Below are 13,586 nucleotides of genomic sequence, written 5' to 3' on the forward strand. Positions count from 1 at the left end.
AAGAAAACGGCTGAACGCTCGCATTGAATTGTTCATGCTTCATGAAAGCTTGTTTAGAATGTCGCAATCAGGCAGGTTCAAGCAACAATCCGTTGCACTCCGTCCTTCATGGAAAGCACGCCTCGGCGCAACAGCCATTTCCATCATGGCACTCGGATCAGTCGCAATGGCCGATGAGCCTTCTGCGGAACTCATTGCCAAGGGGCGGTATATTGCCACCGCATCAGATTGTGCAGCCTGCCACACGGCCCCTCACGGCGGTCTCCCATTCGCTGGCGGTTATGGGATCGCATCGCCGCTTGGCACGATTTTCTCGACAAATATCACGCCGTCAGAGGCTGATGGCATCGGCAATTACACCGAAGAAGAATTTGCACATGCAGTTCGTGATGGTGTGGCGAAAGACGGTTCACATCTTTATCCGGCCATGCCTTACACGGCCTATGCGAAGATGACCGACGAAGACGTGAAAGCGCTTTATGCCTATTTCATGCATGCGGTGAAACCGGTCGATCATCAGCCTCAGAAGACTGAACTGCCGTTCCCGTTTAGCGTACGGACATCGATGGCGGCATGGAACCTTCTTTTCCTCGATAAGACCCGTTTCACGCCGGATTCCAATAAATCAGTAGAGTGGAACCGCGGTGCCTATCTCTCCGAAGCGCTGGCCCATTGCAGCACCTGTCATACACCCCGCAATGATCTGATGGCCGAGGAGGCGAGCCAAGCACTTTCCGGTGGTTCGCTCGGTTCCTGGTATGCGCCCAACATCACCGCTGATCCTGTCAGTGGCATTGGTGACTGGTCGCAGGACGAACTGGTGCAATATTTGCGCACAGGTCACGTTGCGGGCAAGGCGCAGGCCGCAGGCCCTATGGCAGAAGCCATCGAACACAGCCTCCAGCATCTGAGCGATGACGATCTCAACGCCATTGCGGTTTACGTCAAGGATGTGGCGCCGGTGTCTTCCGGAGATAAAACTCCGCGCGACAAGTTCGGCAAGCCATCAGTGACTGAATATGCGCTGCGCGGTCTTCCAGGGGAAGAACCCAATGAAAGTGGCTTTCGAATTTTCAGTGGCGTTTGTGCGAACTGCCATCAGATGAATGGGGAAGGCAACAAGCATTATCCGTCGCTGTTCCACAATACGGTTACCGGTGCTGATCGTTCTGATAATCTGCTTTCTGCAATCATATTTGGTGTCAATCGTACCGTCGACGGGGAAACGGCATTCATGCCGGGCTTCGGAGCAGATGCCTTCTACACGGATCAGCTTTCCGATCAGGATATTGCCGACGTCAGCAATTATGTGCTGGGGCAATACGGCAATCCGGATGTCAAAGTGACGCCCGCAGACGTCAAACTGATCCGCGAAGGGGGACCGAAGCCGCTCCTCGCCAAGCTCGCGCCATTTGCCGCACCGGCAATCGTGGCCGGCATTTTGATCCTGATCGCGCTGATCGTCTGGCTGCTTCGTCGCCGCAATCGTGCCGTGCGCGCCTGATCAGCTTGTTTTCTTATTTGCCCATAGCATTGAGCACTCCCGCAGGAGACCAATAATGCCAGTCGATAATTTTCTGGACACCGCTTTCCCCCGTCAAATCTCTCGCCGGTCCGTGTTGCGCGGAACGGTTGCCCTTGCAGCGCTCGGTGCCATAGCCGCTATCGCTGGTCCACTGCCTGCGGCTGCCGCTGATGCGACGCAGCAGGACTTCATGCAGCTTTCGACGTTTCTGACCGGTCACCATCTCGATCCGGTGCTGGGCAGCCGCTATTTCGCGGCCTTGCAGAAAAGGAATCCCGATCTCGTCGCGCAAATGAATGCGCTCGGTTCGGTCATCAAGAAGAGCAATGTTGCCAATATGGATGCATTTCTTGAACTGCCTTCCATTGATCCGAGGCTGATGGAAACCGCAACCAAGATTGTGTCGGCCTGGTATCTCGGCGTGGTCGGTGAGCCAGAAGATGCAGAGCTTATCGCATATGGAGAAGCGCTGATGTACCGCCCGACGCGCGGCATTCTGGCGATCCCGACCTATGGACCTGGCCCAGACGCCTGGGGTCCGAAACCTGACACCAAGATATGACAGGAAGAGAATAATGGCAAACGACGCATATGATGCGGATCTGATCGTCATCGGTTCAGGCGTAATGGGTGGGATCATTGCCAGCAGCCTTGCAAAAGCTGGCAAGAAAGTGATCGTGCTGGAAGCGGGCCCGCACGTCGATCGTCGCGATATTGTCGAGACTTTTCGCAATGCTCCAGTAAAGCTTTCGCTGGCCAATGCGAAGTTGCAGGGCGCAGGCTCGCCGTTTCCGAGCCTGCCACACGCACCATCCACCTATGGTGATTATCTCCAGCAGGTTGGCCCGGTTAAGTATAACACCTCATATTTGCGCGTCGTGGGCGGTACGACATGGCATTTCGGCTCGTCGCTCTGGCGCATGATCCCGAACGACTTCCGCCTGAAGTCGCTTTATGGCCATGGTCGCGATTGGCCGGTGAGCTATGATGAACTCGAGCCATTTTACGCCCGCGCTGAAACAGAGCTGGGTGTCAGTGGTGTCGATGGCCAGGATGAAAGCGGGCAGGGTGGCAGCGCCTATCCACCGCGTTCGATTCCGTATCCGATGCGTGGCCTCAGGCCGAGTTACATGTTCAATCAGCTTTCCGAAAAGCTTTCAAAAGGCGGCTTTAACCCGATCCTTGAGCCGAATGGCCGCGCAACACGCCCTTATGGCCAGCGTCCGGCCTGTGGCGGTAACAACAATTGCAACCCGGTCTGCCCGATTGCCGCGAAATATGACGGCTCAATGCATATCGACGAAGCGGAACGTCATGGGGCGATCATTCAGGACAATTCAGTTGTCTGTAAGATTGATGCAGATGATAGCGGCAAGCTTACCGCGATCTGGTATAAACGCCCGGATGGTTCGGAGCATAAGCTCACCGCACGTTATTTCGTCATGGCTGCTTACGGCATTGAATCGCCAAAGATCATGCTTCTTTCAAAGTCTGATCGTTTTCCGAACGGTATTGCCAATTCTTCCGATCAGGTTGGTCGTAACCTGATGGATCATACCGGCATCAGCATGAATGTGATGGCGAAAGAAGATTTCTGGCCGGGCGAAGGCCCAACCCAGCTTCTTGTTTATCTCAATCAGCGTGATGGCGCATTCCGCAAGGATTACCCAAGCTACAAGATCAAGGTTCGTAATACTGTTCCGACGGGTCAGACGACCGCGAGCCTTTTGAAAAAGGGGGTTCTCGGCTCGAAGCTTGATGCCGAAATTCGGCGCCAGTCGGCACGATCACTTAATTGGGCCGTAGATTTTGAAACGCTGCCTCTGGCTGAAAACCGTGTCCTCCCAAGCACGAACAAGGTCGATGCGCTCGGTATTCCGGTTCCGTCGATCTATTACAGCGTGACTGACTACTGGAATGCAGGCCGCGACCGCGCGTTGCAGGATTTCGATCAGATTGCCAGACTGCTTGATGGTGAAATCCTGAGCACCGATGTCAAATGGCAGAACCGCCAGCACATCATGGGAACGACGATCATGGGCGATGATCCGAAGAATTCGGTCGTTGATCGCAATTGCCGCACCCATGACCATCGCAATATGTTCATTGCGGGTACCAGTGTCATGCCTTCATCGTCTTGCGTAAACCCAACGCTGACAGGTGCGGCGCTCAGCGTGCGCATTGCGGATACGCTGATCAAGGAAATCTAGACTTTCATGAAAGCCAGTCCACAATGCTCCAACATTGTGGGCTAACCATATAACGCTATTTTGTCGGAACGTGGCTCATAAACTCGCTGAGCTTCTCTGCGTAAAGCTCCGCCACATTGCTGGTTGTCGCATGACCCCGTGTCTTACTGCTCGCAGGAATTATAAGGTAGCTGCCATGTGGCATCCGATCAACGGCGGCTTGCAGAAGGCCGAGCTCTTCCGGATTGCGCTCATCATCAGCTGCGTTGATCGCAAACAGATATGCGGTGATTTTCGCAAGATCCTTTGATGGATCGAAATCCCCTGAAGCGCTCCACTGATAGAGTGTGTCATTTGCGTCCACGATTTTTGCCTCGGACAGCTTTGCGTCCACAAGGGTGTTGGCCTCCGCATTTGTGGGGGCTGCTTGCCAGAGACGTGTATTTCCGCCATTCGTTGCAAGATCATACCAAACAGAAGCGATGCGGAGATTTTCCGGCTGCCTTTGGTAATTGCCGCTTTGCCAGGCTGGATCTTTGGTGATCGCATCAATCAGCATCCTGCGCATCATCCAGTTACGTCCGGCCATCGGCGCAGGTAGCGACGCCATGGGAACCAGTGCATCCGCAAAATCCGGATAGCGGATACCCCAGTTCCAGACATGCATCCCGCCCATTGAATGGCCCAGAATGAGACGCAGGTGATCAATCCCAAGCCCTTCCTTGACCAGTCGATATTGCGCTTCAACCATGTCGTCATAATTGTAATGCGGAAATTTCATGCGCAACCCATCGGAAGGCTTTTGCGAGCCTCCCGCACCGATAGAGTCTGGCAATATCAGAAAGTATTTTTGGGCATCAAGTGGTTGTCCAGGACCAAAAAGCGCCTCTGCAAATCCCTTGTTCAGCATTTTCCTGGCTGATCCATTGGTCCCATGCAAAATCAATACAGGTTTGCCATCAGGGTTGCCAATGGTCAGATAGTGCGTTTTCAGATCCATGGTGCTGCCATCATGGAACCGAAAATTTGTGATCGTGTAAGCGTGTTCTTCCGGCTTTGGATAGTTGTCAGCCATGACGTGATTTGACGCTTGAAAAATTATCAAAAGAATTGCTGTGAGCAGCACGGCCTTCCGTTTTACATAACGCATCATGTGCAGTCCCTACTCCATTAAACTGTAAAATTGTGTTCTCCAACTCTCCCTGTATGAAACAGGCTCCCATGAGTGTTCGAGAACGCCAAACGAAAAATGGCGGGGTGAAACCCCGCCATGCAACCTTATTCCGCAAGTTCTCGCATGACCTTGATCAGGTCTGATTTTCCTTCAAAGCCGATGCCTGGAAGGTCAGGCATGACGATGTGGCCGTCTTCGACTTTCACCCCATCCGGGAAACCGCCATAAGGCTGGAAGAGGTCTGGATAGCTCTCATTGCCGCCCAGCCCGAGTCCAGCTGCAATGTTCAGCGACATCTGATGGCCACCATGAGGGATGCAGCGCGAAGGAGACCAGCCCAGCTGGTCGAGCACGTCAAGCGTCCGAAGATATTCGACAAGGCCATAAGAGAGTGCGCAATCAAATTGTAGCCAGTCGCGATCCGGGCGCATACCACCGTACCGGATCAGGTTCCGCGCATCCTGATGGGAGAACAGGTTTTCGCCAGTTGCCATCGCACCGGGATAGAATTCGGAGAGTGCGGCCTGAAGCTGGTAATCGAGTGGATCGCCAACTTCTTCGTACCAGAACAGCGGATAATCACGCAGCATCTTTGCATAGGCTATGCCGGTTTCAAGATCGAAACGACCATTGGCATCAACAGCCAGCCGGGCTTCTGATCCGATTTCTTCGAGAACAGCTTCGATACGGCGCTTGTCTTCGTCAATGGACGCGCCGCCAATTTTCATTTTGACGACATTATAGCCACGGTCGAGATAGCTGCGCATTTCCTTGCGCAGAGCGGAATCGTCTTTGCCCGGATAGTAATATCCGCCAGCCGCATAAACGAACACGCGCGGGTTAGCCTCAACACCCTTGGTTTCTGCGAGCAGGCGAAAAAGGGGCTTTCCAGCAATTTTTGCAACCGCATCCCAAACAGCCATGTCGATTGTACCGACTGCAACCGAGCGTTCGCCATGGCCGCCTGGCTTTTCATTGGCCATCATAGCCCCCCAGATCTTGTGTGGGTCGAGATTATCACCGGCTTCGTTGACCAGGCTTTCAGGGTCTGCCTGCAGAATACGATCCCGGAACCGTTCACGAATGAGCCCGCCCTGTCCGTAGCGACCATTTGAGTTAAAACCATAACCCACGACCCGGCGGCCATCACGGACGACATCAGTAACGACTGCCACGAGGCTCGCCGTCATTTTGCTGAAGTCGATATACGCGTTACGGATCGGCGAAGAGATCGGTTTGGTCACTTCACGGACTTCGATGATGCGCATGATATCTATCTCCTATTCTGCTGAATTCTTTATGCTAAGCGTGCTGATGAGTGGCTTCCGGCAGTGCCTGAGCGGTTATTGTCCGTGGCGTCTGGCCTTTCTGTTCGGCGATGACCTGGCGTACGGTATCCATGTCGAGTTCACCTTCCCATTTGGCGACTGCAATCGTTGCAACGCCATTTCCGATCAGGTTCACGACAGCGCGTGCTTCGTTCATGAAACGATCAACACCAAGAAGCAGGACCAGCCCGGCTACAGGTACGGTGTGGAAGGTGGAAAGGGTTGCGGCGAGCGTGACAAAGCCTGCACCGGCCACGCCTGCTGATCCTTTGGAAGTGAGCAACAGGACGCCGAGAATACCTAACTGCCCCCAGAGGCTAAGATCGGTATTGGTGGCCTGCGCGATAAAGATTGCAGCCATTGTCAGATAGATACAGGTGCCATCAGCATTGAAAGCGTAGCCAGTTGGCAGCACCAGTCCGACGACTGGCTTGCTGACGCCAAGACGTTCAAGCTTGGTCATCATGCGTGGCAGGACCGCCTCTGTTGAGCAGGTCGCCAATGTGATGAAAATCTCATCCTTGAAATATCGGAAGAACTGAAGAAGTGGAAAGCCCGTCCAGCGCGCGACGGTGCCTAGGACGAGAACCACGAAAAGAATCGATGTCAGATAGACCGCGAGCATCAGGTGGCCGAGAGACCAGATTGTTCCGATACCGTGCTTGCCAATCGTGTAGGCAACGCCAGCGCCAGCGCCCAATGGCGCCAGCTTCATAACCATTCCAACGATACGGAAAAGTGCCTGCAGCGACACGTCGATCACATCGACAAAAGGCTTCGCGCGCTCGCCGATCTGTACCAGGGCAATACCGAACAGAAGTGCGATCAGAATGACTTGCAACATTGCGCCGGAAGCGAAAGCGCCGACAATGGTTTGCGGAATGATATCCAAAAAGAAATCAATGACGCCGCCATGTTCGGCTGCACTCTTCTGATAGCCTGCAATCGATGATGCATCGATCTGACTGGCATCAATATTCATACCCGCTCCCGGCTGCATCAGATTGACGACAATCAGGCCAAGCACCAGAGCAATGGTCGATGCGATCTCGAAATAGATGAGCGCAACAGTTCCAATGCGCCCCACTTCGTGAACATTGCCCATTTTTGCGATACCAAGGACCACCGTTCCGAAAATAATCGGGGCGAGCAGCATCTTGATGAGTTTGATGAAACCAGTCGCAAATGGTTGCAAAGAGGTGGCTGTGTCAGGCCAGAAGAAGCCTATGAGGCAGCCGATAACAATGCCGATCAAAACCTGAATGTAGAGTTGACTGAACAGTCCTCTCATTATTTCCTCCCAAGAATGGAGAGCTACTGCCTTCATCCTCCCGGCAGCACACCTCTCATGTGAGGAAATTCATAACCTTGGATAACTGAGAATGACCAATGCCAACTATCGCATGATCAATGCACATTCTGCATAGATGAAGTGGCAAGATCTGACTTTTTGGATAAGCCAGATCAAGAGTTCTCCGAATTATTGGCGATTTCTCCCGACCGACTTTGTGTCATCGATGCTGAATGGCGGAAGCGATACTGGCATAAATTCCGATAATGCGGGAAATCCAGGATGGGGCGCCGACGAATGTGGGAGCGCAGTGTTTCTGTCGTTGCATAGACCGCTGCGACCCTCATTTGATATCATTCTTCATTACTGGTCCGTGACTCCTACGAAATGTGGCCATTCTGAAACCTTAAATAGTTAAAATCTTTAGGTCAGCACAACTCGTGCGTCAGAACTTATAGGCTATAAAGGGATAGGAGATTTAAAACTATGAATTCAAAGAAGCGAAATCTAAACGTGCTCGCTCGGCGGGCGCTCGACCAGCAATTGAAGCCTCTGCGAACAATGGAGTCGTTGATCCGCCCGGAAGGGGAGATGAGGGCTATTCATGAATCTATCGGTTGACGACAGGGCAGTTCTGGAAGCCACTGAACATTGCACAGCCACGCATTACAGCTCTGGAGCCCACGGAGGCACTAAGTCGTAACGCTCATGAGCCCTGCGGCAATCAGCCGAGTTATTGGATAGCGTTCTCATCTATGCTGTCGTAGCCGAGGCTAATCTGGGTGATGTGTTGAAATCCCACACTCGTCTGGTGCCGCGTGGGCCGCGCTTTGTTCGCATCTCGGCCAGGTGTTCATACAGCTTCAGCGCGTATTCTTCCTTGTTACCGTAAACGTCGGCTCGATTGTACCTGCGTTCAAATACTTTGTGATCGTGTTGCGCGACAGCCCGGTGCGTCGGCTGATCTCACGGATCGACTGCTTCTCTCGCAGCGCCGTCCGACGGATGATGTTTAACAGTCCCATGTGGATCACTCCCTTGCCCCCGTTGCTCACCGCGTTTGGGGGAAGGTTCACATGGCTCAGTTCTTAATGGAAATTATCTGCCTAACCGGCTCAGTTCTGCGTGGAAACCAACACCTCTATATTAGCGCCAGCGATTTAGCTTTGAGTGTCCGATTTGCCCTGATTTTGTGGCCACAACGAGATGCTTCGGATTCTTGCCACGATGCACGCCAGGACGCTGTCTGTCAGTTGATCTGGCAGCTTATGAGCAAGTCCGCTTATTGTTGATTGGGCAGTTTTCTCCCCGAGCGCCAGAAGCTGTTCTAGTTCAGCAATCAGCTTCGACTGATCGAATTTACAGCGATCCGCAGTCTGTATGAAATGGCGCGGGGTGATGTCACTGATCTTGTAGTGGTTGTTGTCACCCACCGACATTGCCAGCTTGAATTTCTTGGTGCTGACCTGATTTGAATCAATGCTCGGCTGCGCGGTGAGGATGTCATAGAGCGGTGTCAGCGTGTATCGCATTCCCGGCGTTAGAAAGACGCTGAAATTTTTCGCGTGGCCATCGGTGGCACCGAGTAACCAGAAGATGAGCTGCGCCTTCAAATAGGCAAGCTGATCATCTTGTGGTTTGTCGCTTCCCTTGAGCAGTTGCATGATGGCCTGATTATCAGGACCGCCATCAGCTTGGTATTTGAGGTTAGGCGGTACTGATAGCGCCTGGCACATATCTTCTTGTGGACGGCGTAGTAGACGGCCATCGCGCGTCCAGATGCGGTCGAAGCGTTCCACAGCAAGAGCCTTAGTGCCCGCAAAATCGACTATTTCAACATTGGCGACATCAAGCCCAAATGCCTTGCAAAGCTTCATGCAGAGATATTCGTTCTCGACGCTGTTGCTGAGATCGATACCGTTCGGAATCTGCCCAATCTGCGGTTTGATGATATGCGTCGTTGGCGTTGTTCCGAGCGGAACTTGCCACTTGCCTTCATGATAGAGCAGTGCGGTCTTTTCCTGGGCTCCGGCTATGGAAATGCGGAAATCGTCATTCTCATCCATGCCGAGGGGGGATGATTTGAGGTCGGCAATCTTTTCGGCGATTTCTTTATCGCTGATGGGGCGACCTTCGATCGTGCCAGTCTTTCCTACGTCGGCATTGTCTGGCAGGAACTGGAGGGCACCGACACAGTCAGCGCCAATCTTGCTCAGCAGGCTGTAAGCATCTGTGCCGCTCGCCTGCACCTTTGCCGCCACTCTGTCCCGTATTGCCTTGTTGTCTGGCAGAAGGTTCTCGAGCACGGCGAGTACCGGCGCACCAATATAGCGGTCTTCTCGCAAAGGGAGCGATAGCGACACCGGTATAGCATTGTCCCATTCAAGCCACTCCTGCGCATACTGAAAATCAATCGCGCCGCTGGAAGCGCGTGCAAGCATGCCGACGTCTCTTCCGTTGAGCAGTACCCGCAGAGGTGGATTTCTCTTGGTACGTGCCATCTAGAAGAGATCCTCAATGTCATGCGCAGACGTTGACCGTTCCTGTATGACCAGCTCCAGATTCAGGGCAGCGAGAACGTCGGTCAGCGTGTTGAGTTGGACGCCACCTTCGCCGTTCTCCAGCTGCGAAATCGTAGCCTGCCGGAGTTTGGTTTTTTCTCCGAGCTGGGTTTGCGTGAGCCCCTTCAATTTGCGCTGCCTTCTTATCGCAGCCCCGATGTGGGGTGGTGTTCGGACAATGTTATTCATGCGACCTCTCTGAGCATGAATATACGCGAAAGCGTATTTATTGTCAATATACGCTACGCCGTATATAGCGGCCTTATACGCTATTGCGCATAAAACGATTTTAAGCGTTTAAGCGTATAAACGAATTGGTGTGTATATTTTAATCGTATTTTTAGCTTGGCTTGGGCGCTGACGTCTGGCGGAGACGCATAACCGGGTTCTTATGCACGAAATTTTCAGTTGGCACGTAGAAAGGCTTAAGCTTCAAGCGCTGCCGGAAGGTGCGTTTCGATACACAGAACTGTTGTTTGATAGAGAGTGCTTTTGCAGCCGAAATGATGCCTTGTTGTTTGTGGATCATGTGAATGAGTTCGACAAGATTTTTTGTCGAACTCTTGTTGCAAAAGGGTAGGGCGGTTTAGCCTTCAGGCTTCGGAAAACTCGAGAATTGTCCCGCTTGCGTCGACAGGTGCGATGATTATTCCGTTGCTTGTTGTCGTATAGGTAATGTTGTTCCCATCGAGCGCTGCACGCGTTTTGGAAAGTGCTGTGACCTGAACGCGTAGTGATGCAAATGCTCCTTGTGGCGTTGAATTCACAACAGCTTTTCCGTAAATGCTCTCGGCCGCTTCGCGGTCATAAACAATGATCGCAGCAGAGCGCGGGCCGGTATAAACCTGCCAGTGCCCATCCTCCTGGTTTGCAGTGCCAGCGGAAAATAGGCGAGCGAAGCCCTCAGCTGTTGCTTCAGGCTGGTCCGAGATTGCAATGATTGCTGCAAGCCCATTCGCGCCATTCGCATGTTTTATCAATTCCGGCAGCCAGACCGTTTCGTGCGTTTTGTGCTGGCACATGAAGACCATGCCCTGGGGCACTTCGCTATCAGCGAAAGAAACCGTTTCGAACGCGGCGACACCCTCACCGCCGCCTGGCAGTTCGACAGGGCGTGAAAACGCTCCTACGTCTCCTGTCTTCAGGCCCAGTTCAGTCAGTTCCTTCTTTGCGTCACTCGCACTGGCTATGCGACAGGCAATCGCGTGCAGACCTTCGCCTTGTACTGCAAGTTTTTCGCGCTGATGTAGATTTCCGTCGGTTTCAGAAACGATGCCAAGAAGCTCAAAATAATCATCCGGGAACATGATCGTATAATTCCCGGTACCCTTTTCTTTGCTGTGCAGGCCGCGTGGACTAAGAGTAAAGCCAAAACGGCGATATTGCTCGGCACTTTTCTCCAGATCGTTGACAAGAAGAAAGACGTGGTCAACTCCGTTGACGGGATGCGACATGCGATATTCCTTTGTTATGCTTGGATGAAGACCTTATCGGGAAACCCAAGGCTGGTCTTGCTCGGACTAGAGTGTGCTGGTGACAGGCGAGGATGGTGGCGTAAGGGACGTGGCCTTGTCACAGTTGCGGGAAAACGGATAACAGACAAGCTCGATTGCAGAAAATCGACACTTATTAACGCAGAAATTGCGGTATATTTTACCAAATTGAAGAAGAATAATAGTTTATATTGACAAAGATAATAGAGATTCTAGCATAAGAATGCTTGCAGGCAATATTATAGCAAGAAAAGAGCTTTGCTGAACAATTTCAGGGGCTTGAACAATAATGGGACGTGGGGGAAAAGAGGCTGGAAAAGCCCTCCTCAAAGTTCTTCAGGGGAACACAGAATGCATATCAGAAAAGCCGGCCTTGGCCTGTTTCTCGTTGCCTTTTCGCTTGCAACGGCATCCTCCCATGCCGAAGATGTGAAGCGTGGCGGCACGGTCATTGTCCATATGAACACTGAACAGGGTGTTCTCAATCCAGCGCTTCGTGCCTCTACGGGGGTTTATCAGATCACGGGTCGTATTATGGAGCCGTTGATTGACCGGACCTATGAGGGTTACGTGCCCGTATTGGCCACGAGCTGGTCGTCTTCAGAAGATGGTAAGGCCATCACGTTCAAGCTGCGCGAGAATGTGCGTTGGCATGATGGTCAGCCGTTCACCTGCGAGGACGTTTCCTTCAGCGCGATGAATCTTTGGAAAAAACTGCTCAACTATTCAACGACGCTTCAGGCCAATCTGGAATCCGTCGATTGCACCGATCCTCACACGGCAGTTTTCAACTATTCAAAGCCGATGCCGCTGGAACTGCTGGTTGCAGCAATGCCAGATCTCGGCCATCCGGTGCCCAAGCATCTTTATGAAGGCACGGATATTCTCAAGAATAAATATAATTCTGCACCTGTCGGAACGGGCCCATTCAAGTTCGTAGAATATGAGCGCGGCCAGCATATCATTGCACAACGCAATGATGATTACTGGCGCGGCAAGGAATACCCTTATCTCGATCGTGTTGTATGGCGTTTCATGCCCGATAAGGCAGCCGCTGCGGCAGCGCTTGAAGCAGGCGAGATGATGGAAACTGGCTTTAACGGCATTTCCATGTCGGATACTGAGCGTCTTCAGAAAGATGGCCGTTTCGACACTGGAACGAAGGGCTTTGAAAACAACGTTGCCCATTCGACCGTTGAATTCAATCTGCGCAATCCGATCCTCGCCAATCTGAAAGTGCGTCAGGCCATTTATCACGCCCTCGATATTGATTTTGCGATCAGGACCATCATGCGCGGCTATGCCAAGCCAGGTCGAGGCCCAATTCCAAGCTCAGGTGGCGCAAATTACACTGACGATGTTCAGACCTATGCGTACGACGTCGAAAAGGCAAAACAGCTGCTTGATGAAGCTGGCTTTCCGGCAGGTCCTGATGGCATCCGCTTCAAGCTCCGTCACCGTCCTGCGCCATGGGGCGAATATACGCAGCTCTGGGCCGAATATTATGCGCAAGCCATGAAGGAAGTTGGCATCGACGTGGAAATCCTGACGAATGATGCGCCGGGCTTCCTCAATGGTGTTTATCGTGACCATGATTTCGATACAGCAAGTGGCTGGCACCAGTTCCGTTCGGATCCGGCCGTCTCCACCACCGTCTGGCTGCGCTCAGGCGCGCCTGTCGGTACGGCATGGTCGAACCAGTTCGATTACAAATCGGATGAAATGGATCAGCTGATCGATCAGGCCGCTTCCGAGCTGGATCCGGCAAAGCGTGCTGACCTTTATCATCAGATTCAGAAGCTGGAGATGAAGGACCTTCCCGTTATCTTCGCAATCGAACATCCGTTTGTTGGTGTGACCAGCAAGGTGTTGAAGAACCATCACAATACACCGCGCTGGGATTCTTCAAGCTGGTACGATCTCTGGATCGATCAATAGTCTTAATCAGGCTGTTGCCGGTTTCCGGCAACAGCTTTTTTCTTCCCGACAGCAGAAACTGCGTCTGAATATCTGCAGGATAATTCT

The 13,586-nt window shown here is 52.6% G+C and carries 10 protein-coding genes and 1 pseudogene; 4 read left to right on the top strand and 7 right to left on the bottom strand.

Annotated elements, in window-relative coordinates; translation table 11 throughout:
- Positions 1–58 precede the first annotated feature (58 nt).
- The 3 genes from RT142_RS13060 to RT142_RS13070 are packed head-to-tail and all read left to right on the top strand — an operon-like array spanning position 59 to position 3,735.
- Complete coding sequence (locus RT142_RS13060) at positions 59–1,504, top strand: c-type cytochrome (RefSeq protein WP_094544015.1); 1,446 nt, start codon at positions 59–61, stop codon at positions 1,502–1,504.
- 55 nt (positions 1,505–1,559) lie between these two features.
- Complete coding sequence (locus tag RT142_RS13065; protein ID WP_112805401.1) at positions 1,560–2,087, top strand: sugar dehydrogenase complex small subunit; 528 nt, start codon at positions 1,560–1,562, stop codon at positions 2,085–2,087.
- A 13-nt stretch (positions 2,088–2,100) separates the two neighbouring features.
- The gene (locus RT142_RS13070; RefSeq protein ID WP_313029098.1) at positions 2,101–3,735 is read left to right on the top strand and encodes a GMC family oxidoreductase; all 1,635 of its coding nucleotides are present in this window, start codon (positions 2,101–2,103) and stop codon (positions 3,733–3,735) included.
- Between the two features lie 55 nt (positions 3,736–3,790).
- On the opposite strand, the gene RT142_RS13075 is transcribed toward RT142_RS13070, so the two are convergent.
- The 7 genes and pseudogenes from RT142_RS13075 to RT142_RS13105 all read right to left on the bottom strand — a co-directional run bounded on the left by RT142_RS13075 (position 3,791) and on the right by RT142_RS13105 (position 11,522).
- On the bottom strand, positions 3,791–4,867 hold the full coding sequence (locus tag RT142_RS13075; RefSeq protein WP_313029101.1) for an alpha/beta fold hydrolase: 1,077 nt from the start codon (positions 4,865–4,867) through the stop codon (positions 3,791–3,793).
- 125 nt (positions 4,868–4,992) lie between these two features.
- Positions 4,993–6,156, bottom strand: coding sequence for a mandelate racemase/muconate lactonizing enzyme family protein (locus RT142_RS13080; protein ID WP_007881009.1), 1,164 nt, complete (start codon positions 6,154–6,156; stop codon positions 4,993–4,995).
- A gap of 34 nt (positions 6,157–6,190) precedes the next feature.
- The gene (gene dctA / locus RT142_RS13085; protein WP_313029104.1) at positions 6,191–7,507 is read right to left on the bottom strand and encodes a C4-dicarboxylate transporter DctA; all 1,317 of its coding nucleotides are present in this window, start codon (positions 7,505–7,507) and stop codon (positions 6,191–6,193) included.
- Positions 7,508–8,397: 890 nt separating this feature from the next.
- Positions 8,398–8,541, bottom strand: a pseudogene (locus RT142_RS13090) (winged helix-turn-helix transcriptional regulator); the annotation flags it as partial.
- 126 nt (positions 8,542–8,667) lie between these two features.
- A complete protein-coding gene (locus RT142_RS13095) occupies positions 8,668–10,008 on the bottom strand; it encodes a type II toxin-antitoxin system HipA family toxin (protein WP_039861143.1) in 1,341 nt (446 codons plus the stop codon).
- Positions 10,009–10,257, bottom strand: coding sequence for a helix-turn-helix domain-containing protein (locus RT142_RS13100; RefSeq protein WP_007881004.1), 249 nt, complete (start codon positions 10,255–10,257; stop codon positions 10,009–10,011).
- A gap of 404 nt (positions 10,258–10,661) precedes the next feature.
- Complete coding sequence (locus tag RT142_RS13105) at positions 10,662–11,522, bottom strand: VOC family protein (protein WP_313029109.1); 861 nt, start codon at positions 11,520–11,522, stop codon at positions 10,662–10,664.
- A 390-nt stretch (positions 11,523–11,912) separates the two neighbouring features.
- Here RT142_RS13105 and RT142_RS13110 point away from each other — a divergent pair, with 390 nt between their 5' ends.
- Positions 11,913–13,499, top strand: a complete 1,587-nt coding sequence (locus RT142_RS13110; protein ID WP_007881001.1) for an ABC transporter substrate-binding protein — start codon at positions 11,913–11,915, stop codon at positions 13,497–13,499.
- The last annotated feature ends 87 nt before the right edge of the window (positions 13,500–13,586 follow it).

This window comes from Brucella sp., from assembly GCF_032066345.1.
GTDB classification, from domain to species: Bacteria; Pseudomonadota; Alphaproteobacteria; order Rhizobiales; family Rhizobiaceae; genus Brucella; species Brucella pseudogrignonensis.